This window comes from Desulfuromonas sp. CSMB_57 (assembly GCF_020194955.2).
GTDB lineage: Bacteria > Desulfobacterota > Desulfuromonadia > Desulfuromonadales > Syntrophotaleaceae > JAFCIY02.
The window spans coordinates 1-25,096 of sequence record NZ_JAFCIY020000024.1; the positions used below are offsets into that span (position 1 = coordinate 1).

Consider the following 25,096-nt stretch of genomic DNA (forward strand, 5'->3'; position numbering starts at 1 on the left):
CGCCCAGCTGGTGAGCCATGGAGTGAACATAACCGAGGGAGGCGTTGTTGAACGCCATACCGGCCAGATACTGGGCGAAGCACATGGCATCGCGAGCAGCGATGTTGGAGCCCAGCGCAACAGCCGGACGCAGCCACTGAGCGATCAGACGGATGGCTTTTTCAGCGCAGGCGTCGGTGATCGGGGTGGCGATGGTGGACACATAGGCTTCCACGGCGTGGGTCAGGGCGTCCATACCGGTAGCAGCGGTCAGTGCGGGCGGCTTGCCGATCATCAGCACGGGGTCGTCAATAGCCACCTGCGGAGTGCAGCGCCAGTCAACGATAGCCATCTTCACGTGGGTATCGGTGTTGGTGATGATGCAGAAACGGGTCATTTCGGAAGCGGTACCCGCGGTGGTGTTGATGGAGATCAACGGGGTCAGAGGTACGCTGCTCTTGTTGATGCCTTCATAGTCGCGGATGTTGCCGCCGCCGGCGCAAACCAGGCCGATACCCTTGCCGCAGTCATGGGAGGAGCCGCCGCCCAGGGAGATGAGGAAGTCACAGCCGTTATCTTTGAAAACCTTCACGCCGTCATGGACGTTTTTGTCAGTCGGGTTGGGCTCGGCGCCGTCATAGATAACGACATCCACGCCGGCTTCCTTCAGGTACCCGCCGATCTTGTCGGCCACGCCCAGCTTTGCCAGGCCGGCGTCGGTAACGATCATGGCTTTTTTAGCGCCCAGTTCTTTGGCTTTGGCGCCGACTTCTTTGGAGCAACCCGGACCGATCAGGGTAACGCTGGGAATGAAAAAGCCGAAAGTGGTATCTGCGAGATTGACAACGGGCATGATAAATCCTCCTCATAAGAACTGTTTGAGTTTTGTACTCACCCACCAATAGGTACTACGACATCTGTGACTCACTTCATAAACTCAATATCCTGTTCCTGCGGTCACCTCCCTTCCGATGGTTACCCTTTGATGAATCCAGCGCTTTACCGTATGGCGCACAGCGTTGCAAAACACTGTTTATCAAAGCCCTGGCAAGGTAGTCCGTAAAGATAGCAATTTGAATGCCAGTTCCCTTTGGACCCATTCTTCGCCAAAGAAAACATGGCCAATTTCCTCAAAAAACCGCCCTCAAACCCCGATAACTGCCACAGCCTTCGCCGAAAAGCCCTCTTTATAAAAACAGAACAGAGTTAATTTTTTCCGTAGACAACATCCTCGGCACACTCATTCCATTCGCCAAAACCACCGTACCAACACTCCGAGACAAGACCCTGCAATCCATTAAGGTGCGTATTGTTACATTTTGTAGCAGCAGCCCCTGTTACACTTTGACACAGCCGACCAACATCAAACTGCGTTCCAGTCAAGGGGATGGAGCCGCTCCTTTTTTGTTGAAAAAACATTGATATTATAGTAGGTTTCCCCAGTTCGACAGATCTTCCGGGAGCGCCGTCCAGGCCCTGGTCTCGGGTTGGTTTCAGCCCAAGGAGGTCCATGCCGAAGTCTCCACCTCGGTTTCGAACAGGGTTTCGAAACAGATTCGGTTTTCAATGACCGACCCGCAAAGGGAATTTTCCAAGTTTGCCGGAGACCAGGCAGGCCGATTCACGCCCCCTCACTCCCCGCTTTGCTCCTTGGCCAACTCCGCTTGCGCGGGCAGGAAGGGTTCCCTGCTTTCCAAGGCAGCCGCAGCCCACAACCGAGGGCCATCACCGCCTCTCATTTCGGCTACGGGATTGAGCATAGCACGGAATTTCTTTTTTGCAGGGCGAGGACGATTTTTTTCTTTTAATACGTCGTTCTATATTTTTCCAAACGGGTCACGCGCTCCCCTTGGCGCGTGCGACCCCCGTCAATCGCCGACCTGACGGTCGTTTGCCGTGCGCACAGCCGCGTCGGCCAAGGCACGATGGTCAGGCGGCAGGAGGTATAATCCGAGATGCCGCGTTTTGAAGAAGCACGCCAGCTGATCCTCGAACACATTGCCCCACTGGGTATTGAAAAAGTCATCCTCACCGAAGCCGACAATCGTGTATTGGCTGAGGATATCCTGGCTCCGTGGGACATGCCGCGCTGGACCAATTCGGCCATGGACGGCTATGCCGTGCGCAGCCAGGATTGCCGGCAGCCGAGCGTGCTGAGGGTGACCGGCTTCCTGCCGGCCGGTGCCCGGTCCGTCGAGGAAGTTGCGCCCGGCTGCGCCATCAAGATTATGACCGGCGCCCCCCTGCCTCCGGGTGCCGACGCCGTGGTGCCGGTGGAGGAGACGGAAGCGTCGGCCGACGGGGTGCGCATTATCAACCCGGTTGCCCAAAATGCCCACGTCCGCTTCATGGGTGAGGATGTGCGCTGCGGCGAATGCATTCTGCCGCGCGGATCCCTGCTGCGGCCCGCAGAGATCGGCATGCTGGCCTCCTATGGCAAGGTTTTTGTTCCGGTCTTCAGGCGGGCCCGCATCGCCATTCTGGCGACCGGGGACGAGTTGGCGGAGCTTGGTGAAGTCTTTAGTGAAGATAAAATCATCAACAGCAACACTTTGGCTCTGCATGCCGCCATCAAGGAAATCGGCGGCATCCCCGATATCCTAGGCATCGCCCTGGATACACGGGAAGATCATCTGGAAAAGCTTACCGAAGGGCTCAAGGCCGACGCCCTCATCACCTCGGCCGGAGTCTCCACCGGGGACCGGGATTTCGTCCGACCGGTGCTTGAAGAACTGGGGGCACGCAACCTTTTCTGCAAGGTCGATATCAAGCCGGGACGGCCGACCTCCTTTGCCGTACGGGACGGCAAACCCATTTTCAGCCTGCCGGGCAATCCGGTTTCCACCATGATCACCTTCGAGGAATTGGTACGCCCGGCGCTGCTAAAAATGATGGGCCATACGAGAATCATCAAGCCGCTGTTCGAGGCGACCCTGACCACCAATCTCGACAAAAAACGCCTGGGCGTCCTCAATTTTCAGCGGGTCAGCGTCGAACTGCGCGACGGCCGCTATTTCGCAAGTTGTGCCGGGGATCAGAATACCGGCATCCTCAAGACCATGGTCCGGGCCGACGCACTGGCCCTGCTGCCTGAAGACAAAGATCGCTTCGCAGCCGGGGAGACGGTCAGGATCCACTTTTTGAGCCACCAGGCAACCATGCTGGAAGGCTGAAGAAAACTTGCTTTGACTCCCATGATGCTTTTATTATATTGTAAACATTATTGTCCGGGTCAGATGGAGGCTGTGGTCGGCCCCGTTCGCGGGATTTTTCGGCGAGGGGGCTCATGAACGATTTCTGCAAGGAAACCTCGGTGAACATCAGGAAGTTCGTCACCCCCGAAATCATTTTCGGTCAGGGCGCCTTGAGCCAGATCGGCGAAAGTGCCGCGCGCAGCGGTGCGTCCAAGGTGTTCGTGGTGACGGATCGGGGCGTCATGGAAGCCGGCTGGGTCGACCAGGCGCTTCATTACCTGCGGGCGGCCGGCCTGGATTTCGAGATTTTTTCGGACATTACCTCCAATCCCAAGGATTTCGAGGTCGCCGAGGGGGTCTCGCACTACCTCCGCTCGGGCTGTGATGCCCTGGTGGTGGTGGGCGGCGGCAGTCCCGCCGACACCGCCAAAGCCATCGCCATGCTGGCCACCAATGGCGGCACCCTGCGGGATTTCGAAGGCATCAATAAAATCCACCTGCCGCTGCCGCCCATGGTCATCGCCCCCACCACTGCCGGTACCGGCTCGGAAGTCAGCCAGTTCGCCATCATCGTCGATCATCAGCGACGCCTGAAGATGTCCATCATCTCCAAGTCACTGATCCCGGACATCGCCATCATCGATCCGGAGCTGCTGACCACCAAGTCGCCCCGTTTGGCGGCCGCCACCGGCATGGACGCCCTGTCCCATGCCATCGAATCCTACGTCTCTCTGGCCGCCACGCCCCTTACCGACATCCACGCCCTCAACGCCATCCGCCTGATTTTCGGCTACCTGCACCGTTGCGTCTTCCATCGCCAGGACCTGGAAGCCAACACCCACATGGCCATGGCCAGCCTGAATGCCGGCATCGCCTTTTCCAATGCCATTCTCGGTGCCGGCCATGCCATGACCCACCAGGTGGATGGCCTGCTGGATACCCATCACGGCGAGACCAATGCCATGCTGTTGCCCCATGTCATGGAATTCAACCTTCCCGCCTGCCGTGCAAAATACGAGGAAATCGCCCGCGCCATGGGGCCGGAGGTGCTGGCGGCCGGGCCGCCCGAAACTCTGGCGGAACGGGCGATCAACGCGGTGCGGCAACTGGCCTGTGACATACGCTTGGGCAGAAACCTCTCCGCCGTAGGCCTGCAGGCGGAAAGTCTCCGCACCCTGAGCCGGAACGCCCTGAACGACGCCTGCCTGGTCACCAATCCCCGGCATGCCGATCTCGTCGACATCCAGCGGATTTTCGAAAAAGCCTTTTAGAACGGGGATGGCTCCGGCGGCAAGGCAGCCCGAATTGGGACAACCATGCTTGACAAAAAGACCCTCATCGAAGATCTGACCGGCGTAAATTCCTCCAAGCTCAACTACTATGTAGAGCTGAAGCAACGTAACGCCGAGATTCTCAAACAAAACATCCGTCTGGAAATCCTGCACCAGCTGTCTCGCGACATCCATCTGGACATGTCCACCGCAGACATGATCGAACGGGCCTACCGGCAATTGCACCAGGCCCTGCCCTGCGACTTCCTGGGCCTGGCCATGCTCCGGGATCAGAAGCTGCTGCTGCGCGCTGCCATGCCGAAACCGGCCGGTACCCTGCCCAGCGTCCCGTCCGAATCCCGCCTCTGGGACACCATCCGCAGCGGCCAGGCCGGGGTCTTGTCGCAACTGCGCGAAACGGATGCCTTTTTCCAGCACAATCCGCAGCTGAATCCGGGCCTCCAGTCCCTGGCCGTAGCTCCCCTGTTCATCCGTGCCACCGTCAGTGGGCTGTTGCTGGTGGGCAGTAGCCGGCCGGCAGCCTACCAGAAGGCCGAAGTGGGCTTTTTGCAGCACCTGGCCGATCATTTAACCATCAGCATGCAGAATTCACGGCTCTACAAAGAGGTCTCCCGCGCCCAGCAAGGCTGGGAGGCCACCTTCAAGGCGGTCACCGACCCCATTTTGCTGCTGGATCCGGACTACAACATCCTCCTTGACAACGGCCGCCGCATTCCCGAAATGTTTGCTCCCGGCGAGGACCTGCAAAGCAGGGAGTACCACGCCAACAAGTGTTATGCGCGGCTTTACGGTCGCAGCGCGCCCTGTGAAGAATGCCCCATGGCGACGCTGAAAACCGACCCGCGGCCCATCTATAAGCGCCTGGAAACCGATTCCGGCCAGGTACTCGATATCGCCTATTATCCGGTCATGGACGAGAATCAGCGCCTGACCGCCATTACGCACATCATCAAGGATGTCACCCAGAAGACCAACATGGAAGCCAAACTCATGCATTCGGCACGCTTGGCGGCCATCGGCGAAATGGCGGCAGGAGTGGCCCATGAGCTCAACAGTCCCATGACTGTGATTATCGGTACCGCCCAACTGATTCACCGCGAACTCCATGAAGACGCTGAGCTGCGCGAACCTTTGGAAGACATCGTCCAGTGCGGTTTGCGCTGCAAGCGCATCATCCAGAATCTGCTGACCTTCTCGCGCCAGGACCATCTGCCCCAGGCGGAAACGGATATCAATCAGGAGATCGAGCGGGTGCTGCACCTGATTCATTATCAGATCGACCGCAACCAGATCACCATCAGCAAGCATCTGAGCCCCGATCTGCCGTTCATCATGGCCAATGGCCGCCAGTTGCAGCAGGTCCTGACCAACCTCTTGATCAACGCCCGGGACGCCCTGGCCGGCATCGAGCGCGACAAGCTCATCGAGGTCCGTTCCTTTTTGAAAGAGGTGGACGACAAAGTTTGGCTGGTGGTCGCCGTGCGGGACAATGGCGTCGGCATCCCTGCAAAAAATCTGCAACGGGTCTTCACCCCGTTTTTTACCAGCAAGGAAGAAACCAAGGGCACCGGATTGGGCCTGTCCGTCAGCCTCGGCATCGTCGAGGCCCATGGCGGATCCATCGAGGTGGAAAGCGTGCATGGCGAGGGCAGCACCTTTGCCCTGCTCCTGCCGCTGGAGCCGCCCAAAAATCTCGCCCCGGTTTCGATCCTGGCGCCGCCGTCATTTTCCTGATACATTGGAAACGGGTTAAAACGATGCGCCGAGCGCGACTGATCGGCGGTCTCCAGGGCCTTCCGTTCCAGTGCCACGACGGCCTGTTTTCAGATTCTGTCCCAAAAAGGTGGTGTTGTCTTGAGCAAGGTAAGTGTTCTGATCATCGATGACGAGGAATCCGTCTGCACCTTTTTCCGGCGCCTGCTGACCCGCAAAGGCTACCGGACGGTGACCGCGGGCAATGAGGCGGAGACCCTGCGGGCCCTGGAGTGCAGCAGCTTCAATGTCGCCATGGTCGATTTGAAGCTGCCCGATACGGACGGACTGACCCTGCTGAAACACATCAAGGCCCGCCAGCCGGCCTGCGAAGTCATTATCATGACCGGATTCAGCACCATCAAAACGGCGGTCCGGGCCATGCAGTTGGGCGCTTACGAATACCTGGAAAAACCCTTCGACGACATCAAGCTCATTGAAAGCCTGGTGGAGAAGGCCACCGCCCTGAGTTGTGAGGAGAAGCACGACGACGAGCAGGAGTGGAGCAGCCTGGCCAAATCCATCGGTTTCCAGGTCGGGGCCTCGCCGGAAATGAAACGCCTGACATCCTTGGCCTACAAGATTGCCGCCAAGGACATCAGTGTCCTGATCCATGGTGAAACAGGCACCGGCAAGGAGGTCCTGGCCCGTTTCGTCCACGCGGCCTCGCAGCGCCGGGACCAGATGTTCATCCCCATCAACTGCGGTGCACTATCGGACAACCTGCTGGAATCGGAGCTGTTCGGCCACGAGCGCGGCTCCTTCACCGGCGCCGGCAATCTGCGCCGCGGCATTTTCGAACTGGCTGACAAGGGAACGCTGTTTCTGGACGAGGTCGGCGAAGCCAGCCTGGCCATCCAGGTAAAACTGCTGCGGGTGCTGGAAACGGGCGAGTTCATGCGTCTGGGCGGCGAAAAACAGATCCACTGCGATGTTCGGGTGGTTTCCGCCTCCAACGTCGATCTCGAACAGGCCATGCTGCGCCGCGAATTTCGTGAAGACTTGTTCTACCGCCTGAACGTGGTCAAACTGGAAATCCCGCCCCTGCGCGAACGTCGCGAAGACATTCCGATGCTGGCGCGGTACTTTGTCAAACAGTTCAACCCAGCCATCAATATGTCCAAGGACATCATCGATCTGCTCTGCGACTATGATTGGCCGGGCAATATCCGCGAGCTGTCCAACACCCTGCGCCAGGCGGTGGCCCTGTGCGAGGGCAACGTTATTTTGCCGGAACATTTCTCCGGCAAGCTGGCCGCCGCCAAGCCGCGCCCGCAACGCCTCGAGGTGCGCAACGATCCGCCGCCGTCACTGGTGACGGAATCACGCCCCTGTTCCCTGGACTCTTTCTGGGAACATTACGCCAACCCGGAATTCCTTGAAAAGCTTTCCGACGGCGACATCACCCAATTGCTGCACTCCCTGCGGGGCCTGGAAAGCAACCTGCAGAGCGTGATGCGCAAGCGGGGCATTACCTCCATGGGCACGGAGGCCCTGCGAGACTCGGAGGCCGCCTCGATTCAGCGTACCCTGCACCAATACCGCTGGAACATCACGGAAACGGCTCGCGCCCTCGGCATCGCCCGTAACACCCTGCACCGGAAAATCAAAAAGTACGGGCTGCAGAATCTCTGAGCCATGCCGTGCCGATAGGCGGTCCGACTCACAGGAGCGCCCCTCAAGTCCGGTAAAACTGAGAAGGCCCTTCCAGACACTGCCAACCTGCCTCGCCGAACAGCCGGCAACACTCGGCCACGTTCGTACCGCGACCCTCTTCGGTACGCTCCCGGGTATCCCGGGGATTGGCACCGGCCTCGGCCCAGAACAGATTGGCACCGGCCGCGGCCCCCAGGGTGCAGGGTTCGTGGGTGCAATTGCCCGCCACGCTGCGCGGCACGCCGAGGCGCGTTACCGCAACGATCTGGGCCATGCGCATCTCGCTGATCATGCCGTGGCGGGCCAGGGAGGTGCCGGGAATGGCAATGCGCCGCGCCGCGCCGCTGAACACCGGCCCTATAGTTGCGGTAAATTGAATCATCTCAGCCAGTTCCTCATTACTGTGCTCCGGGCCGATGGGCTCGACACAGGTGCCGACCTGCAATCCCGCCTCCTGAAAATATCGGATGCTGCGACGCCGCTCCTCCGGCGACAAGCGAGTGTCGATGCCTTCCCGCAATCGCAGGGCGTGATAGACGCCGGCAAACCCCGCCTCGCGCAGCCGTCGGGCACCGGCTGCCGTCTGATCTCCGACATTGGCGACCAGGGGCGTTGTCGGCAGCAACTGGCGGCGCAGTTCCGCCGCAATTTCCAGGATGGCAGCCAGCGGCCAGGCGGCCGTAGTCATGACGAAAATGGCATTGGCGCCCTCCGCCTCGAACCGGCGGGCCTGCGTCACGGCCTGGTCGGCGGTCAGCTCCGTCGCCCGGTCAAAAATGCCATGACAGGCGGCAAAGGAGCAAAACTGGCAATCCTTGGCACAGGGGCCCAGATTGAGAGCGAACTGGGCGTGGATTTCGGCCCGGTTGCCGGTCAGTTCCTTGGAAACCCGGTTGGCTTCCGCCATGATCTGAAAACTTTCCGGAGCATCGGGCGGCAGGTCCAGCAGACTGATTAATTCATCCCGATTCAAGCACTCGCCGTCCCGTACCTTCCTCACTATATCTGCAAAGATTCGCGCCATAACTCCTTCCCTAACGGGCCAGTTCTGATGGCAGAAAAAAGGCCGTTCCAAAAGGAACGGCCAGAAAAATCCGGTCACCGTTTCAGGCGAAGGACCTTTTGAAGAGTGCCGCAATCGCCTGGCGGCCGTTCTCCTGCAGAAAACGAGTGCCGGTGCCGGCAAAGTGTTTTTCGCTGATAATCGGCGGCTTCGCTCCCAACGCCTGCCATTCCGCCTGGGTCCACTTGAACCAGCCATCCTGCTTCTGGTCGAACACATACAGGGTCTTGTTGCATAGTTTGGCGAATTCAGCCCCCCAGCCGGTTCCGCCCTTGACGGTCTGGTCGGGCAGAATCTCGCCGACAACGAAGATTTCCTGGGCATTGTTGATCTGGTACCAGATGCTCTGCAAAATTTTGCGAATCTTCAGGCTGTCGGTGTAACGACGATTCATCAGCCGGGACACATACTCCAGGCTGACATCGCCTTGCTTGAGTTCTTCGTGGTTCAGTACCCGCACGCCTCTTTGCCGGGTAATGCTGTGGCCGGCAAAGGTAAAATTCACCTCCTCGATGCCGAAACACTCGGCGTTGGCACCGAATTCAGCTTCTGCGCCATTGGCGCCGCCGCTGAAAAGAATGAAATCCTCCTTGTTCATGCTTGCTCCTTTCCTGGGGCTTGATGGATTGCGGCAACCTTATTGAAATGTGCAAGGGGTACCGAGGACCGGGTTTTTCCCGGCCGCCAATGCCCTCTGCGGCTGTCGAACTGAAAACCCTCTCCGTATAAATGTACCATGTCGTCGAACCAACGCTGGAACCGGCACCCTTCAGAATCCCGAACCTGCTGCCATAACCGCCTGGCCCTGGCTGCTCCATGTTCCTGGTTGCCATACCATAGCAGCACAACACGGCGTTCATCAACGACATAAAATGTCTTTTTTCCTTACCGTGCCTGGCAGGGTTCGGGCAGGAGCTTCGTCCGAGATGCCCGGAACCGGCCCCCGGCCGAAGACCAAACCTGTCGGCCGGCCTTTGACAACAGGCGGAACAAATTTAAACTGTTAGAAATGCGTGGCCGGCTTGGCCGGCACCAGCCAACCGAGGAGGAATCGATGTGGGATTATACCGATAAAGTCAAGGACCACTTTCTGAACCCGCGCAACGTCGGCGAGGTTGAAAATCCCGACGGTGTCGGCGAGGTCGGCTCGCTGGCCTGCGGCGACGCCCTGCGCCTGACCTTTAAACTGGACGAACAGGGGCGCATCCAGGATATCAAATTCAAGACCTTCGGCTGCGCCAGCGCCATCGCTTCCTCGTCGGCCCTGACGGAACTGGCCAAGGGGAAAACCCTGGAAGAAGCGGAGAAAATCAGCAATCAGGATTTGGCGGAATTCCTCGGCGGCCTGCCGGAGGAAAAGATGCACTGTTCGGTGATGGGCAAGGAAGCCTTGGAGGCGGCCATAGCCAACTACCGGGGTGAGGCGGTGGTGAAGGAAGATTTCGAAATCGTCTGCAAATGCTTCGGCGTCACCGATCGGGAAATCGAGCGGGTGGCCAGGGAAAACCGCCTCACCACCATCGAGGAAGTGACCGACTACACCAAGGCCGGCGGCGGCTGCCAGGCCTGCCATCCGAAAATCGCCCACATCCTGGAAGGACTGTGGGGCAAGCAACCGCCCGAACCGGCCGAGCAGCGGGTAGCGGCCGGCAAGAAGCTCTCCAACCTGCAGAAAATCCGCCTCATCCAGGAAACTCTGGAGCGAGAAATTTTGCCGCCCATCCGCTCCGACGGCGGCGATCTGGAACTCATCGACATCGACGGCGACAAGGTGCTGGTGGCGCTGCGCGGCACCTGCTCCTTCTGTCCTCAGTCGAGTTTTACCCTCAAGCACTTCGTCGAGGCCAAGTTGCGTGAATTCGTCAGCCCCGACCTCGAAGTCGAGGAGGTGAAGCCGTGAAAACCATCTATCTGGACAACAATGCCACCACCCGCACGGCACCGGAAGTGCTCGAGGCCATGCTGCCCTTTTTTGCCGATCTGTACGGCAATCCTTCGAGCATGCACTTTTTCGGCGGGCAGGTCGCCCGACATCTAAAAACGGCCCGGGAACAGGTCGCGGCCCTCATCGGCGCCCATCCCTCGGAAATCGTCTTCACCAGTTGCGGCACTGAAAGCGACAACGCCGCCATTATGGGCACCCTCTATTCCTATCCGGAGAAAAAACACCTGGTCATCTCCCGGGTCGAACATCCGGCGGTACTGAATGTCGCCCATCACTTGCAGGCGCGCGGTTACCGCATTACCGAGCTCAAGGTCGATGGCCAGGGCCAACTGGATCTGGAAGAACTCCGTCACGTTCTGACGGAAGACACGGCACTGGTCAGCATCATGACAGCCAACAATGAAACGGGGGTTATTTTCCCCATCGACGAGATCGCCGCCATCGTCAGGGAACGCGGCATCCCCTTCCACACGGATGCCGTACAGGCGGTGGGCAAGATCCCCATGGACATGGGCCGCAGCCCCATCGACATGCTGTCCCTGTCGGGCCACAAGCTCCACGCCCCCAAGGGGATAGGCGCCCTCTATATCCGCAAAGGCACGCGCTTCGCGCCCTTTGTGGTCGGCGGCCACCAGGAAGCGGGCCGCCGCGGCGGCACGGAAAACGTGCCCTACATCATCGGACTGGGTCATGCCGCCGAGTTCTGCCTGGCCCATCTCGAGGAGGAAAACACCCGGGTCCGGGCCCTGCGCGATCGCCTGGAAACCGCGTTGCTGGAGCGCATCCCCAACACCATCGTCAACGGCGACCGGCAGCACCGGCTGCCCAACACCACCAACCTGAGCTTTGAATATATCGAGGGTGAATCAATCCTCATGCTGCTCAGCGACGAAGGGGTGTGCGCCTCATCGGGTTCGGCCTGTACCAGCGGCTCCCTGCAGCCGTCCCACGTGCTGCGGGCCATGGGGGTGCCCTTCACCGCCGCCCACGGCTCCATCCGCTTCAGCCTGAGCATTTACAACACGGAGGAGGATGTGGATGTGGTCATCGACGTACTGCCGCCCATCATCCAGCGCCTGCGGGATATTTCACCCTTCTGGCAGGATTATGTCGACGGCAAACCGATGGACGCGTTTCTAACCGGCGGCGACGTCGCCCACCATGTCCACGGCTGAGGGCGCCACAGCGGCCTTGGAACAATTTTTCGGTGCCACTGTGGCCGGCCTGTCAATATTTCTTGACGACATTGTTTTAGAGCATTAGTTTTAATGGGCTTGCTCATTGCCCCTGCCGGCCTGGTTCCGGTACTGCCGTCCGGTTGCCAGGCCGGCAGTCGGGCCGGCCCTTTCCGGAGTTTTCATGGCGGCCTATCCCAAAGTACTGATTCATCGTGACCTGGTGCCGATCCTGGCGCCGGATGAACATTTTGCTGAAAAGGAGGGATTTGCCCTGCTGGTGGCCTGCAGCGGCCAGGAGGCCTGGAATCTGATTCAGCGTCAACAACCCAATCTTGCCTTCATCGACATCGATCAGGAAGAACTTCCCGGTGACGAATGCTGTCGGCGGGTCAACAGTGATCCGCGCCTGCGCGCCATCCCGGTCGTGCTGATCGTGCCGTCGGGCAACCAGGAAGCCCTCAACCGCTGCCTTAAGGCACGCTGTTCCGACATCCTTTTCAAGCCCTTGACCCGTCACCTGCTGCTGTCCAGCGCCCGGCGCATCCTCGGCCTGACCTACCGCTCCTTCCCGCGCGTCGAGGTGCGGTTGACGGCCTGCTACGGCAGCGATCCCAACCGGCTGCAGGAAGGGCCCATCTCCAATCTCGGCCCGGGCGGCATGTTCATCCACAGTGCGTCGAAACTGGCCATCGACCAGCCGCTGTTCGTCGAATTTCACCTGCCGAATACCGTCGATCCCATCCGCTGTCAGGCCTGCGTCTCCTGGATCAACAGCGCCGAGAACCCGGTCAATCCGCGCCTGCCGACCGGTTTCGGCCTGCAGTTCCTGTCCCTGCGCCTGCCCGACCTGATGGCGCTCTGCAACCACATCCGCCAACAAAGCCCTGCCCAGGCCCAGGAAGGCACGGATCCAACGGTCCGTCGCGGCAGGGCCTGATATGGGTTAAGGCTGTGGGGCCAGCTGCCAAATGACCCCGCCGTCGGTGGCCACGTACAGCGCTCCGTCCGGCCCCTGAACCAGGCTGCGCAGGCGTTCCGACGGGATGCCGGCGACGGTCGTAGTGCCGACCGTCATGCCGGTGGCGTCCAGTTGCAGGAGTTCGATGCGGGCGCCGCGTAAAAAACCGACCGCCAACCGGCCATCCCATTCCTGCCAGCCGGCTCCGTTCAGGAAGGTGCAGGGCCCCATGCCTTCCGATTGACCGTCGTTGTTCCAGGATGGACGCATGGCATCCGGGAACTTGGCGAGATCGGTCATCGGCGTCGGGGTGCCGTCGGGCTTGTTGGAGATGTACCCGCAATAGTCACTGGCGCAGGCAACACCGGGCTCCGGCTTCGGATCCCAGCCGCCGTTGCCGCCGGCAATCAAGGGCGTGACTTCGTCGTTGTGACCGGGACCGTGTTCGCAGGCAAAGGGCTGCCCGGTGGCGGGATGAAAGGCGATCCCCTGCACGTTGCGATGGCCGTAGGTGAAGATCCGCGGATCGCCGCCGGCCTGAGTCCGATTGCCCGGCGCCGCCGCACCGTGGCCGTCGATGCGCAATACCTTGCCGCCCAGCCGGCTCAGATCCTGCGGCAGGGGACCGTTGTGGTTGTCCCCCGTGGTCACATAGAGGTAGCCGTCGAAGGGGCTGAAGCGGAGCCGTCCGCCACTGTGGGCGCCTGAACCGCCCCAGCGGTTGGCCCGGTGCTTGAACGAAATGTCAGTGACGATATCGGTCCGATCGCTGACCGTGGAGTAGTCGCCGGCGACAGCAAGACGCACCACCCGGTTGGTCTCCGGGCTGCTGGCTTTGGATGGCATGTAGACGTAGAGCAAGCGGTTACGGGCAAAGTCCGGATCGACGGCGACGCCGTGCATGCCACTCTGGCCGCGGCAGAAAAAATCGTCGGCCACCACGGCGGCGCCGGGCGCACCGAACAGGCGTTTGATCGAACCGTCGGCGCGGCGCACGGAAAGTCCCCGGCACTTTTCGGTGAACAGCATGGCGCCGTCGGGGGTGAAGGCCATGTCCCAGGGGTTGCTGAGGCCTGACATAAGCACCGTGCGGCTCAGCATTGGCGCACCGTTCTTGCCGGCGCCGGGCTCCGCCGAAGAGGCATTCCGGTTACGGTCGCAGCCATTGCCGGTCACAACCAGGCCGACCGTCAACAGCGCGGTCAACGCCATATTGCATGTTCTGTTCATAGCCGCTCCTCATCGCCAGGTCTATCGAATTAAATCACCCGCCGTTTCCACCACTCTCTCACCTTGCAGAGCCCGACCAACGCGGGATCAGCAGGCCAGCACTTCTTTCAACACAACCGCCAGGTTGCGCAGAGCGCCTCCGCCGTCACCGACGAAGGTTGAACCGTGCATGACGGCAAGCCGCCGGGGCGCGAGGTCCGCCAGACGCCGCAGAGTGCCTTCCGTTCTGATCGTATAGGGGGTGGAATGGGCCAAAGGGCCCGCTTCGAAGTGCAGCAGGGTTTCCCTGGCCCTGGCCAGGACATCGGTCGCCGTGACAGGTTCGACATTGCCGTTCTGGAGTAACAAGTCGGAGCAGAAAAGGGTCGCGCCGGTCTCCTCGAATAACAGACTTGCATCCCAGCCATGGGGCACCTGGGGTGTTTCCAGCAATCGATAACGGTTGCGACCGGTAACCAGCACCTCCCCTTCACCCAACACCTGCGCCCGGTGCCCGGTGAAGTCGTTGATGTTGATGGTTGCTCCAATAATACCGCAAAGGGCCTGCGCCTGCGGGGCCAGGGACAGCCATGCATTCAGGGAGCCACACTCATCGGCCTCGAAGTGGCTGAAGCCGATCCAGCGCAGGGTTGCGGGATCGATGATTTTTGCCACCGCCGCGCGCACCAGTTCGAACATGCCCTGCATTCCGGTATGGAACAGCAGCGGTTCGTCGTCCCGCACCAGGAACTGGTTGAACTGGAGATCGTACTTGGCGATATAGGTCGAGATGCGGAAAAGATCGGGCGCGATTTCGTCCACTTGGGTCTTCATCACGGCCTCCCTGGCAGGAATGCGGTACCACCCATTTACCCAAGAGAGAAATGGAGTGCCTTGCACAAGGGTAGCACCGTCGCCGGCAAAGGCAAATCCCGGACCATGGTTAGACAGCGTGGTAGGCTATCCTCACAACCTTCCAGCATCCGCCCCAAACTCGCATATAAACTCATCCCGAAAGTTTTTTCCAGATCGACCTCTTGTGCATGTGGATGAGCCGAATTCTTTTAAACCAAAGAAAGACAGCCAATGCCAACACTGTGCATAAAAAGCATTTACAAATTAAATTTTTATGTTGACTCCCAAACAAGGACCACCTAATATAGCATTTGTCCATATTCATTATCTTTTAATATATTTTTTAAATTTTCATTTTAGGGTAAATCCCGCCGGGGTTGCGTTCAGAAGGCTTTTCGCTAGTGGTCCCGAGGCTAGCATCTACTGCACTCTAAGAATTGCAGGACTTTTGGGCTTTGATTAAGAAAGCAATGAAAGGGGCGTCATTTATGTTTTCAAAAAAAATGTTAATATCTTTAAAAATTGTCTTTTTTTTCCCCTTGTTTTTTTTATTGCCCTGGTCATTGGCTAACCATGCCATTGCCTGCAATCAGGAATGGTCTTTTCTCATTGCCCAACCGGTTGCGCAGTGGCCTGACTTCTCAACGGAAAAAACATTTCCCTTACAAGACAGAACTGGCTTGTCTCTTTTTATACCCTCAGATTTTGAAAAAATTTATTACATAAATAATCTTTTAATTTTTTCATATCATAATAAAAAAGCAACTATTACAATCGAAACAATCTCCAAAAAGACAATTGATAATTTCCCGGCGGATCATTGTATGGAACTAAAGGACATAGCCCATGCAATTTTTACTAAAACCCCAAAAGATGAATTGAAAAATTGCCCAGAGGTATGGCAGTGGGCTATGAAGTCGAAATTAACCTATTTTCGCAAAAATGTTCCTGTATATGTTGCAAAAAATGGCAACGTAACCGCTTATTACCATTCATCCACCGATCAATATGTCCCATCGCAAATTGGTAGTCTTGCGGTAATAGTAAATGAAAATGAACCAGAATCTTTTTCTGTAATAAGGACAATTGGATTTGATTTAAATTATTTTTTAAACATTATTGGCTCAATAAGAGAACCATCAGGAGGGCATTGAAATGTTGACAGACATTGAAAAGCGTGAGCTGAAGTTCGTTTTGATGAAGGTTTTCGGGGAAAAGGCGAGGCACTGGGAAATCAATGAAGATTCCGTTCGGATCCTCAGTGAAATGATGGAAAAGGCCAGGACCTGTTCGCAAGCGGTCAATAGCCTTCCAAAGGTTCCAGGATGGCAACCCGGGTTGGGGTTTATCCCAAGCCAAATTATAGGGGCACTTTACCGCGAAATTCGAAACGGAAAAAACAGTATATTGGAAACCTGCAATACGGTGCAGTTATCACCCTATGCCGCAGCCTTTGAAATGGCAAGCTTGGGTTTGCCGGTTCATTTTCCCGTCTGCTACTAAGGCCGGCACTGTGATTATAGTTGTTTTCTTTCCTCCCTGACAGGTAAATTTTTATTATTAGATTTATACCATTTTTAAAATGCAAGGATATAGCCGTTCAGGACCTGCTTAACCGCATTCAGTGGGGTCCTGATTCCGAGACCGGATAAAATGATCGCATGGTACGGTGGAGTATCCTAGGGTTACATGCGTTTAGTCGTGTCAAGAAATTCTGAGAAATTTTGGTTGCCGGCAAGGCGCGCCGCCGCAGGCCTAGCAGAGTTAATCCGAGAAGACGGAACGCAGCCAGCGACCAAAAGGGCCGGAAATTCTTGACACGACCAACCACACGATACACAAGTAGTCAGTATCTCAGGGCTTTGTTTCTCAGCAAACGACCATTCCATTCAATTCAGGATGATACTCGACTCGCCCCGGGCGACAACCTGGATTGACAACCGATCGTTCAACACCCTTGCCTCGCCCAGGGACAAGGATTTCACGGCACCGGTTAATTTCACATGTTCGACGATTTGCAGACCGGACAAGGCCGAGGAGGCCTTAAGGCGGGCCTGCTCCAATTGCTCGGCGACAGCGGCATCGAGCTTGGTCTTGATGGTCCTGCGAATCGGACTGCTGAACAACCAGCTGCCGGCACTGATCAACCATCCCGTCTTTTTGGTATCGAAATCGACATTTTCAAACGTCAGAGTATTGTTCTGCGGGTTGTACACCGGCTTCGCAAACAGCGTCAGTTCTCCTTTGAAATCCCCGGCCGTGCTCAGTGCCACCACCAAGCGTCCCTCCTCCCCCTTAAGCTTGAAATCCTTTATGGTAATTTTCTTGTCGTCACCAAATGTTTGCTCCAACAACACCGGGTTGAGGGCGGTCACGAGATCGGCCAGAAAGATGTTGGTGGCCAGCTGAATGTGAAAACTCTTGTCGAAAGCCGTCAGCAGCTGCACCGGCGGCAACGGCTTCACCGCCGTGGCGGCCGGCTTCGGCCCGACAACGATCTCGGCACCGGTCACTACACCCATGGCCAAACGAATGGCGTTGTTGGCCGTCGACAGGGGACTCATGACGATTTTTTCCGGGGTCAGCTTCAGCCAGGTGCTGAATTCCTGACTGACCTGTATCGGGGAGAAGGCATTCCGCCAGAGCGGCGCCACCTTGGCACGCAGTTGAACAGCGTCGTTTATCTTGGCGTCCAGGATCGGCGCCATAAGTCTTTGCACCGGCTCCGAGACGCTCTCTACCATGCCTTTCGGTTTCAGGGACAAGGGCCCGAGCTTGAGGGTGTCCACCAGGCTGTCCGACAAACCGGTATAGTACAGCTCGGTCTTGAGGCGCCAGTCCGGTGTGACCTTCACCCTGGCCTTGAACCTCAACCCGGCCCGGAGCGGGTAGCTTTCATAGAGGGCATTGCTGAAGGTCAGCTGCACGGGCACCGTGAGATGCACAAAGTCATCCGACGCCGAAACCGCCACCGGGCCATTCCGAAGCACTGCCACGGAGACGCCCAACCCACCCTGCCCTTTATAGAGATCCTTGGGCAGAGCCTGGTTGATAACGGTAGCGAGCTCGGAGGATGAAGTCTCGACACAGAGGTTGATGGAGGACGGCGGCACGGCGGCACAAACCCTCGCCATGCTGCCCAGCAAAAACAGCGAAAGAATGAAAAGCCGTCTAAAAATGCATGTAATATCCATTTTTTTAAGTGAACTTTGCATACCCCGTAGCTCCCCAATAAGGCTATCCGTGCCGGGCGTCGTAGCGAGCGAGGTCGCACCCGGCCACCCTGCGGATGATGACATACTGCAAAAGCTCCGGCAAATCAAGAGGGCATTTCCTAAAGATCTCCTCTGTCCTGGAAAAAATTTTGTGGTATAGTTTAACTACCTCAGACGCAAAAGAGGCATTTGGATGGAAAAGGAGGAAGACGTTATGACAGTCTCTGATCCGCCGGGCCAAATGGGGGAATTCTTATCCAACTAAAATTTGCTATCCCATGGATTATTCAGTCCGGATAATCCGTCACAGATTCCCACGACGGGAAATCACAAAGAGTTGATTCAATGCAAAACGCCCCGGAGCATGTTTCCGGGGCGTTTTGATTTTGGTGGGGAATTGCGGAGCGATCCCCTCTCGATCGCGACCGTTCCGCAAAGGGGGCTTTAAAGCCGCCGTTTCCCCCTACCCTTCAGCCCCGACCAGCACCTCCCCATCGGAACCAACAATCTCACCAATGAGATCATATTCGGACGAGTCGGTAATGCGCAGGGGCACGATGCTGCCGACATCCGCCTGGCCGGCGGTGATGTAGACCTGACCGTCAACATCGGGCGCCTGCCGAATACTGCGGCCGCTGAGGAGCAATTCCGTTTCTTCGCTGTAACCTTCGACCAGCACTGGCACCACCTGACCGATGAGGGCGCGGTTGCGGCGGAAGGAGACCCGCTGCTGAGCCTTCATCAGCTTGCGGTAGCGGCTTTGCTTGACTCGCTCCGGTACCTGGTTGGGCAGCACCGCGGCGGGGGTGCCTTCCTCGCGGGAATAACAGAACACGCCGACCCGATCGAAGTGGCCCTCTTCGACGAAGGCCAGCAGGCGGGCGAACTGCTCTTCCGTCTCGCCGGGAAAGCCGACGATGAAGGAGGTGCGCAAGGTCAGATCGGGGATTTTATCACGCAGTCGCCCGACCAGGGAGCGGATGGTGGGCTCGTCGACCCGGCGATTCATGAGCGCCAGGACGCCGTCGTCGATATGCTGCAAAGGGATGTCGAGATAGCTGCAGATCTTCTCCTCCCTCGCCACCAGTTCCACCAGATCCTCGGTGACGCCGTCGGGATAGGCGTAGAGCAGCCTGAGCCACTGCAGGCCGTCGATCTTGACCAGTTCCCGCAGCAGGCCTTCAAGGCGCGCGCCGTCGTGGCGGTCGTTGCCGAAGGCGGTGATGTCCTGGGCGATGAGATTGATCTCCTGGACCCCTTCGTCCACCAATCGCCGCACCTCGGCCACCACCGAGTCGATACTGCGCGAGCGCAGGGGACCGCGCAGCTGGGGAATGACGCAGTAGGAGCAGAAGTTGCTGCAGCCTTCGGCGATCTTGACGTAGGTGGAGTAGAAGGGCGAGGATTTGACCCGTGGCGTGGTGTGGTCGTACAGATACTGGGGCAGGCCGACGGACTGGCGGACCGACTCGCCGCGTTCCAGGGCCTCGATGAGCTCGGTCAGGCGCGGCACATCGCCGGTGCCGATGAACAGATCGACTTCCGGCAACTCGCCGGCCAGATCGTCCACATAGCGCTGGGGCAGACAGCCGGTGACCACCAGCAGCCGGCATTGGCCGGTTTTCTTGTGTTCCGCAGCCTCGAGGATGGTTTCAACCGATTCCTCTTTGGCGTCACTGATGAACGCACAGGTATTGACGACAATGATTTCCGCTTCGTTTTCCTCGGTGGTGATTTCATAGCGATCCACCGGCAGATAGCCCAGCATCACCTCGGCATCCACCAGGTTCTTGGCACAACCGAGGCTGATCATGCTTACTTTACGCTTACCCAATTGACCTCCTGAAAAAACGCCCGTCACCGGGCCGGTAACTTGCTGCCGGCGGCTTAGGACCGCATGTTGACGAATTGCAGTTCGATGCCGAGATCCTGGCCCTTGAGCAATTGGATGACCTCCTGCAGATCGTCGATCTTCTTGCCCGTCACCCGCACCTGGTCCTCCATGATCTGGGCCTGGACCTTGAGTTTGCTGTCTTTGACGAGCTTGACGATATCCTTGCCCTTGTCTTTGGAAATCCCCTGCACGATGCCGACCCGCTGCCGCACCGCACCCCCTGAAGCCGGTTCCTTCTTGCCATAATCGAGGCATTTCGGGGACACGTTGCGACGCACCAGCTTGCCCTTGAGCACCTCGATCACCGCATCCAGCTTGTAGTCGTCGGCGCCGAGCAAAACGATGGCGTCCTTTTCCAGGTTGATCTCGTTATGGGTACCCTTGAAATCGTAGCGCTGCTCGATCTCCTTTAAGGCTTGGTTGACGGCATTGTCAATCTCCTGCATATCCACTTTGGAAACAATGTCGAAACTTGGCATCGATCCTCTCTCCGATGTACTGTGACTATGTAAAATGGGCTTCCGCCCTTCCCTCTCGCCCGGATCAGAAACCGAAGTCTTCGCGCCCGGGCCGCAGGATTTCGGTGCCGGGCGGCGCCACGAACTTGAACAGGGAGTCCGCCGGCCCGCGGTTGAGGCGAATATTGCGAAACCGGATGGTGGTGCGGTTGCCGTCGCCGCCCATCAGGGTCGCGGCACGCACCGGATAGCGCAACGCCCCGTTCTTGCTCTCCACGGACTGCCGATCGACTTCGAGCAACAGCTTTTCCAGCAGCGCCGACGGCTGGCGCGGCTTCAGCTGCAGCCGATAGTGCCCCTCGGCGGAGCGTCGCGGCTGGGCCCAGGCAATCTCAAAATGGCGTTCGAGGTTGCCCAGCCCGGTGAGAAACAGCAGGGGATTGTCGCTGGTGGCCGCGGCGCCGTTCTGGGGCAGCTCCGACTCCATCACCTGCCGGTTCTGGGGCAGGTGAACCCAGACCATACGGCCGTCGGAGATGATCAACTGCGGCTCCGGACGCCGATATTCCCAACGGAAGCGGGTCAGGCCGGTTTTGCCGCCAAAGCGTACCGCCACCTGGCCGGAGGCGGTCTGCAGCTGGTCCAGAGAACTCAGGTAGGCCTCCTGTTCGAAATCGCCCTCGAAATCCCGGATCGCCGATGCCCCATTGGCCCGAAACGGGGCTTCCAGAGCCCGGACCACATTGGCCAGGGGCACTTCGGTGCCGTTGGCCCAGACCGGGCAGACCAACAGCATCAGGCCGCACAGGGCTATCCAGATTGTTTTTTGCATCATTATCGCTCCCTGGTCGGCAAGCCGACCGTACCGGACCCTGCATCGAGCAGGGTCTGAGGTTCGAGTAAAAAGGCGATACGCCCATCGCCGAGTTGCGTCGCCCCGCACAGTCCCGGCAGCTGATCCAGAGGGTAGCGCAGCGGTTTGATGAACACATCCTGCTGGCCGAGAAGCGCTTCCACCACCAGGCCGAGACGCCGGCCGTGCCGGTTGACGACCACCACCGCCGGGTGGCTCGGCCAGTCTGCCGGCCGGCCGAGCAGAACATGGAGACCGATCAAGGGCAATTCCTCTTCCGCCAGGCAAGCCACCCAGCCGGCCTCGCCCCGCCGCAGCTGCCCGGGATCCGGTTCCAGGGTGCTGAGGATACGGGTGACGGGAAACCCGACCGGCTCACCGCCACAGCTTACCAGCAACACCGGCGCGATGGCAACGGTTCGGGGCAGCACCATGCGCACACAGGTTCCCGCGCCGGGCCGGGACTCCAGTTCCAAGTGCCCCCCCAGTTGTTCCACGCCCTGCCGGACGGCATCCATTCCAACGCCCCGCCCGGAACTGGCCGTAACCCGGGAGGCGGTGGAAAAACCCGGGCGGCAGACCAGCATCAGGGCTTCCTCGGGCGACAGACGCGCCGCGTCGGACGCCGTCAGGAAGCCATCGGCCACCGCCCGGCGGCGGATGGCCTCCCGGTCCATGCCGCGGCCGTCATCCGCCACCTCCAGCAACAACTGGCCGCTCTGGCGTACGGCACGCACCTGGATGGTGCCACTGCTTTCGATGCCGTGATCGATGGCATTGCGCACCGCATGTTCCAAGGGGACCACGACGGCCTCGAGAATTGCCCGGTCAAGTCGCTCTTCGGTGCCGCTCAACCGCAGGACGATGTGCTTGCCGGCGGCCCGGGCCAGGGACTGGACCAGGTGGGGCAAACGCTCGGTAACCGTCGACAGGGCCACCATGCGCGCACTCAGCACCTCCTGGCGCAACTGATCCAGCAACCCGTCGAACTGCTCCAGTTCCTCTGTCAGCGCCTCCAGGGATCCCTTGCCCAAGGCCGTCCGCAGACCATGCCGCATGGTGACCAGCTCGCCGGTAAGATTAACCAGACGATCCAGCAGGGCTGCCGACACCCGTACCCGGTTGCCCTCCTGCGCCCTGCCGGGACGGAGGGTAACAGCCGGCGGCGAGGTCAACGCTAATTCGACGTGCAGAGGGCCGGCAACGTTTACCAAACGCGCGGTCGCCTCCTCGACGGCCAACGGGCAGCGCCAACGCGCCTCCAGTCTGGCCGGCAGCCGGTCTGCCGCCAATTCCTCGGGCGCCGGCCGGCAGCTCAGCAGGGTGCCGAGCCGCATGAGTTCGTTGACCAGCCAAAGCCAGTGGGACAGGGCCACGGAGCCGGATTCGGCAGGAACCACAGTAAGCTCGTACAGGCCGCCCCCGGGCACCAGGCTGCGGCCGGCCGGCGTTGCAGGCTCCGCCGCCGGCCCGCAGTCCAGCGCCTCGCCGGAGCTCTCCGGCCGACCGGCGGCGATGTCCTCGAGCCGCTTCTCCAGCACAGCCTGTCCCGCCCGCAACTGCTCGATGGCAGCTGCCGGCAGTCGGCCCTCCCGCCGAAACCGGGCCAGTACATCTTCCAGGCGATGGGCCAGTGCCGCCATCCTGTCGTAGCCCATGGTGGCCGCCATGCCCTTCAGGGAATGCACCGCCCGGAACAGCGCATTAAGCTCCTCCAGGTTTTGCGGTGTTTCTTCCAGCACCAGCAACTGCCTGGCCATGGCGTTCAGGTGCTCGCCGGCTTCGCTGAGAAACAGCTCCCGATAACCGGGAGGCAAGGTGAAGGAGGCCGCCGTCATGCGCGCCCTCGCCAGGTGGCGGCGGCCAGGCATTCATCCAGGGACCGGCGCAACCGGGCAACATCGAGGAGCACCGCTATGCCGCGGGTGGTGGGGAAGACCCGCCCCTCCCAATTTCCGGCCAGGGTGCCGGCCAGCGGTTGCGCCGCGAGAGTCAGGCTGCACAGACCGTGTACGGCCCCGACAGCCAGGGCTACCGCGAGCTGCGGTGCGGAGACAACCACCAGGCGCCGGTCATGGACCGTAGGCTGCTCACCGAGCAGAGTGGCCAGCTCGATGACCGGCAACACTTCTCCCTGAACACTGACGGCACCGATGAAACCCGGTGGGGCCATAGGCAGGGCCTGCACCCGGCGATCCTGCACGATCTCTCCCAGCTGCCCCAGTTCAAACCCTACCAGGCGCCGGCCGGCACTCAACAGCAGAGCCTGGGACATGGTCAGGACTGGGGCGCGGCGAGACGAAACTGGCTGACCCGATCCATCAGTTCCTCCGCCAAGGCAGTGAGTTCTTGCGCCGACCGGGCCAGTTCCTCCATGGCCCCGGACTGCTGCACCGTGGCTGCCGAGGCCTGCTGGCTGGCCGCGGCATTTTCCGTCACCACCCGGGCGATTTCCTCGATGACTCCGACCATGGACCCGGCCGCCGCGGTCTGATCCGAAGACAGGCGGCTGATGGCCAAAGCCCGTTCCTGGGTGGCCAGAGCCGTCTCGATGATTTCCCGGAAGGCATTGCCGGTCTGGTCCACGGCGGCGCGGCCGGCAGTCATCTCCTGGGCGCGTTCCTTGAGCAGAACCTGCACCTGCTGGCTTTCCTCGCGCAGGGTTTCGATCTGGGCCGTAATCTCCGCCGTAGAACGCTCGGCGCTGTCCGCCAGCTTGCAGATCTCCTCGGCCACCACGGTAAAACCCCTCCCGTATTCTCCGGCACGGGCCGCTTCGATGGAGGCGTTGAGGGCCAGCAGGTTGGTTTTCTGGGAAATGTTGGTAATAAACTCGGCGATGCGGCCGATCTTCTGAACCCGGCCGGTAAAGGTCAACATCTGCTGGCTCTGCTGTTCGACGCCATCCAGCATGCGCGCCAGCTGTTCCATGGCCTGAGCGACCGTACGGCCGCCGCCCTGGGCGGTGCGGGCCATCTCGTCCGCCGAGACCGCCGTGGTGCGAGCCGTCTCGGCGACCCGCTCGATGGACGAAGCCAGTTCGCGAATATGCTCGGAGCTGCGCTCGGTCATGGCCGCCTGGGTTTCCGCGCCGTGGCTGATGAGCTCTACCGCGCCGGCCACCTCGTGGGCGGAAGCGGTCATTTCCTCGGAGGTCGCCGACAACCCGTGGGCCGATTCGGCCACCCTGGTGGAGGAGGTGCGGATGTAACCGACCAGCTCCCGCAGATTGTCCACGACCCGATTGAGGGATTCGGCCAGTTCCTCCGTTTCGTCCTGAAACCGGTTGTTGGGCAATTCCACAGTGCGGGACAAGTCGCCGGCACTGAGGCGTCCGGCGGCTTCCTTCAGAACCAGGATGTTGGCTGAAAAGGCCTTGGAAAAGCCCCATCCCAGCAGCAACCCCACCAGAATGGCGCAAGCCGTGGCCAGGGTCTGTTCCAGATAGGCCGGTACCAGATGCAACTGGGGCAGCAGAATGTTGAGAGCCACCGTGGCGGCAATCACGATGATGAAACCGATGACGAACTTGTAGGTGATTTCAACGCGCATCGAACAGCTCCTTGGTTGTCGTCCGGATGCCCGCAGTGGCCGA

The 25,096-nt window shown here is 59.5% G+C and carries 21 protein-coding genes; 9 read left to right on the forward strand and 12 right to left on the reverse strand.

Translation table 11 applies throughout. The features are described 5' to 3' along the window. On the reverse strand, positions 1-832 hold an 832-nt coding region (locus JQN68_RS07820), incomplete at its 3' end, for an iron-containing alcohol dehydrogenase (RefSeq protein ID WP_249621103.1). 1,102 nt (positions 833-1,934) lie between these two features. Between JQN68_RS07820 and JQN68_RS07825 the strand changes: the two genes are divergently transcribed. The 4 genes from JQN68_RS07825 to JQN68_RS07840 all read left to right on the forward strand — a co-directional run bounded on the left by JQN68_RS07825 (position 1,935) and on the right by JQN68_RS07840 (position 7,852). Continuing rightward, positions 1,935-3,152, forward strand: coding sequence for a molybdopterin molybdotransferase MoeA (locus JQN68_RS07825; RefSeq protein WP_225072502.1), 1,218 nt, complete (start codon positions 1,935-1,937; stop codon positions 3,150-3,152). 140 nt (positions 3,153-3,292) lie between these two features. Further along, positions 3,293-4,444 carry an iron-containing alcohol dehydrogenase gene (locus tag JQN68_RS07830; RefSeq protein WP_225072561.1) on the forward strand — a complete coding sequence of 384 codons (1,152 nt, stop codon included), beginning with the start codon at positions 3,293-3,295 and terminating at the stop codon, positions 4,442-4,444. Positions 4,445-4,489: 45 nt separating this feature from the next. Then, entirely contained in the window at positions 4,490-6,199 is a 1,710-nt protein-coding gene (locus JQN68_RS07835; protein ID WP_225072503.1) for a GAF domain-containing sensor histidine kinase, read from the forward strand. Between the two features lie 120 nt (positions 6,200-6,319). Then, on the forward strand, positions 6,320-7,852 hold the full coding sequence (locus JQN68_RS07840; RefSeq protein ID WP_225072504.1) for a sigma-54-dependent transcriptional regulator: 1,533 nt from the start codon (positions 6,320-6,322) through the stop codon (positions 7,850-7,852). 43 nt (positions 7,853-7,895) lie between these two features. Here the strand turns inward: JQN68_RS07840 and JQN68_RS07845 are convergent, their stop codons facing one another. Both JQN68_RS07845 and JQN68_RS07850 read right to left on the reverse strand, forming a co-directional pair. Continuing rightward, entirely contained in the window at positions 7,896-8,897 is a 1,002-nt protein-coding gene (locus JQN68_RS07845; protein ID WP_225072505.1) for a radical SAM protein, read from the reverse strand. 82 nt (positions 8,898-8,979) lie between these two features. Beyond that, positions 8,980-9,534, reverse strand: coding sequence for a hypothetical protein (locus tag JQN68_RS07850; RefSeq protein ID WP_225072506.1), 555 nt, complete (start codon positions 9,532-9,534; stop codon positions 8,980-8,982). A 456-nt stretch (positions 9,535-9,990) separates the two neighbouring features. Between JQN68_RS07850 and nifU the strand changes: the two genes are divergently transcribed. The 3 genes from nifU to JQN68_RS07865 all read left to right on the forward strand — a co-directional run bounded on the left by nifU (position 9,991) and on the right by JQN68_RS07865 (position 12,996). Further along, positions 9,991-10,836 carry a Fe-S cluster assembly protein NifU gene (gene nifU / locus JQN68_RS07855; RefSeq protein WP_225072507.1) on the forward strand — a complete coding sequence of 282 codons (846 nt, stop codon included), beginning with the start codon at positions 9,991-9,993 and terminating at the stop codon, positions 10,834-10,836. Further along, complete coding sequence (nifS, locus tag JQN68_RS07860) at positions 10,833-12,056, forward strand: cysteine desulfurase NifS (RefSeq protein ID WP_225072508.1); 1,224 nt, start codon at positions 10,833-10,835, stop codon at positions 12,054-12,056. The genes nifU and nifS overlap by 4 nt, the downstream gene beginning before the upstream one ends. Positions 12,057-12,240: 184 nt before the next feature. Next, positions 12,241-12,996 (forward strand): response regulator, encoded by a 756-nt coding sequence (locus JQN68_RS07865; protein WP_225072509.1) that lies wholly within the window; start codon positions 12,241-12,243, stop codon positions 12,994-12,996. Between the two features lie 6 nt (positions 12,997-13,002). On the opposite strand, the gene JQN68_RS07870 is transcribed toward JQN68_RS07865, so the two are convergent. Next, on the reverse strand, positions 13,003-14,247 hold the full coding sequence (locus tag JQN68_RS07870) for a PQQ-dependent sugar dehydrogenase (RefSeq protein ID WP_225072510.1): 1,245 nt from the start codon (positions 14,245-14,247) through the stop codon (positions 13,003-13,005). Between the two features lie 87 nt (positions 14,248-14,334). Beyond that, the gene (locus JQN68_RS07875; protein ID WP_225072511.1) at positions 14,335-15,060 is read right to left on the reverse strand and encodes an oxygen-binding di-iron domain-containing protein; all 726 of its coding nucleotides are present in this window, start codon (positions 15,058-15,060) and stop codon (positions 14,335-14,337) included. A 476-nt stretch (positions 15,061-15,536) separates the two neighbouring features. Here JQN68_RS07875 and JQN68_RS07880 point away from each other — a divergent pair, with 476 nt between their 5' ends. After that, positions 15,537-16,235 (forward strand): hypothetical protein, encoded by a 699-nt coding sequence (locus tag JQN68_RS07880; RefSeq protein ID WP_225072512.1) that lies wholly within the window; start codon positions 15,537-15,539, stop codon positions 16,233-16,235. Between the two features lies 1 nt (position 16,236). Next, positions 16,237-16,584 (forward strand): hypothetical protein, encoded by a 348-nt coding sequence (locus JQN68_RS07885; RefSeq protein ID WP_225072513.1) that lies wholly within the window; start codon positions 16,237-16,239, stop codon positions 16,582-16,584. A 386-nt stretch (positions 16,585-16,970) separates the two neighbouring features. On the opposite strand, the gene JQN68_RS07890 is transcribed toward JQN68_RS07885, so the two are convergent. The 7 genes from JQN68_RS07890 to JQN68_RS07920 all read right to left on the reverse strand — a co-directional run bounded on the left by JQN68_RS07890 (position 16,971) and on the right by JQN68_RS07920 (position 25,053). Further along, positions 16,971-18,215, reverse strand: coding sequence for a DUF4403 family protein (locus tag JQN68_RS07890; protein ID WP_225072514.1), 1,245 nt, complete (start codon positions 18,213-18,215; stop codon positions 16,971-16,973). Positions 18,216-18,759: 544 nt separating this feature from the next. Then, entirely contained in the window at positions 18,760-20,109 is a 1,350-nt protein-coding gene (rimO, locus tag JQN68_RS07895; RefSeq protein ID WP_249621107.1) for a 30S ribosomal protein S12 methylthiotransferase RimO, read from the reverse strand. A gap of 74 nt (positions 20,110-20,183) precedes the next feature. Continuing rightward, positions 20,184-20,669, reverse strand: a complete 486-nt coding sequence (locus JQN68_RS07900) for a YajQ family cyclic di-GMP-binding protein (RefSeq protein ID WP_225072515.1) — start codon at positions 20,667-20,669, stop codon at positions 20,184-20,186. A 64-nt stretch (positions 20,670-20,733) separates the two neighbouring features. Then, entirely contained in the window at positions 20,734-21,483 is a 750-nt protein-coding gene (locus JQN68_RS07905; RefSeq protein ID WP_225072516.1) for a LolA family protein, read from the reverse strand. Further along, positions 21,483-23,372 carry a chemotaxis protein CheA gene (locus JQN68_RS07910; RefSeq protein WP_249621104.1) on the reverse strand — a complete coding sequence of 630 codons (1,890 nt, stop codon included), beginning with the start codon at positions 23,370-23,372 and terminating at the stop codon, positions 21,483-21,485. Before JQN68_RS07910 ends, JQN68_RS07905 begins: the two co-directional genes overlap by 1 nt. Continuing rightward, complete coding sequence (locus JQN68_RS07915; protein ID WP_225072518.1) at positions 23,336-23,776, reverse strand: chemotaxis protein CheW; 441 nt, start codon at positions 23,774-23,776, stop codon at positions 23,336-23,338. The genes JQN68_RS07910 and JQN68_RS07915 overlap by 37 nt, the downstream gene beginning before the upstream one ends. 2 nt (positions 23,777-23,778) lie before the next feature. Then, positions 23,779-25,053, reverse strand: a complete 1,275-nt coding sequence (locus JQN68_RS07920; RefSeq protein WP_225072519.1) for a methyl-accepting chemotaxis protein — start codon at positions 25,051-25,053, stop codon at positions 23,779-23,781. Positions 25,054-25,096 lie beyond the last annotated feature (43 nt).

Excerpts from the sequence above, each read along its gene's own strand:
- JQN68_RS07825 (WP_225072502.1), top strand. The coding sequence starts at position 1,935 with ATGCCGCGTTTTGAAGAAGCACGCCAGCTGATCCTCGAACACATTGCC.
- JQN68_RS07835 (WP_225072503.1), top strand. The coding sequence starts at position 4,490 with ATGCTTGACAAAAAGACCCTCATCGAAGATCTGACCGGCGTAAATTCC.
- JQN68_RS07845 (WP_225072505.1), bottom strand. The coding sequence starts at position 8,897 with ATGGCGCGAATCTTTGCAGATATAGTGAGGAAGGTACGGGACGGCGAG.
- JQN68_RS07850 (WP_225072506.1), bottom strand. The coding sequence starts at position 9,534 with ATGAACAAGGAGGATTTCATTCTTTTCAGCGGCGGCGCCAATGGCGCA.
- nifU (WP_225072507.1), top strand. The coding sequence starts at position 9,991 with ATGTGGGATTATACCGATAAAGTCAAGGACCACTTTCTGAACCCGCGC.
- JQN68_RS07865 (WP_225072509.1), top strand. The coding sequence starts at position 12,241 with ATGGCGGCCTATCCCAAAGTACTGATTCATCGTGACCTGGTGCCGATC.
- JQN68_RS07870 (WP_225072510.1), bottom strand. The coding sequence starts at position 14,247 with ATGAACAGAACATGCAATATGGCGTTGACCGCGCTGTTGACGGTCGGC.
- JQN68_RS07875 (WP_225072511.1), bottom strand. The coding sequence starts at position 15,060 with ATGAAGACCCAAGTGGACGAAATCGCGCCCGATCTTTTCCGCATCTCG.
- JQN68_RS07885 (WP_225072513.1), top strand. The coding sequence starts at position 16,237 with ATGTTGACAGACATTGAAAAGCGTGAGCTGAAGTTCGTTTTGATGAAG.
- JQN68_RS07890 (WP_225072514.1), bottom strand. The coding sequence starts at position 18,215 with ATGGCGAGGGTTTGTGCCGCCGTGCCGCCGTCCTCCATCAACCTCTGT.
- rimO (WP_249621107.1), bottom strand. The coding sequence starts at position 20,109 with ATGATCAGCCTCGGTTGTGCCAAGAACCTGGTGGATGCCGAGGTGATG.
- JQN68_RS07900 (WP_225072515.1), bottom strand. The coding sequence starts at position 20,669 with ATGCCAAGTTTCGACATTGTTTCCAAAGTGGATATGCAGGAGATTGAC.
- JQN68_RS07905 (WP_225072516.1), bottom strand. The coding sequence starts at position 21,483 with ATGATGCAAAAAACAATCTGGATAGCCCTGTGCGGCCTGATGCTGTTG.
- JQN68_RS07910 (WP_249621104.1), bottom strand. The coding sequence starts at position 23,372 with ATGCCTGGCCGCCGCCACCTGGCGAGGGCGCGCATGACGGCGGCCTCC.
- JQN68_RS07915 (WP_225072518.1), bottom strand. The coding sequence starts at position 23,776 with ATGTCCCAGGCTCTGCTGTTGAGTGCCGGCCGGCGCCTGGTAGGGTTT.
- JQN68_RS07920 (WP_225072519.1), bottom strand. The coding sequence starts at position 25,053 with ATGCGCGTTGAAATCACCTACAAGTTCGTCATCGGTTTCATCATCGTG.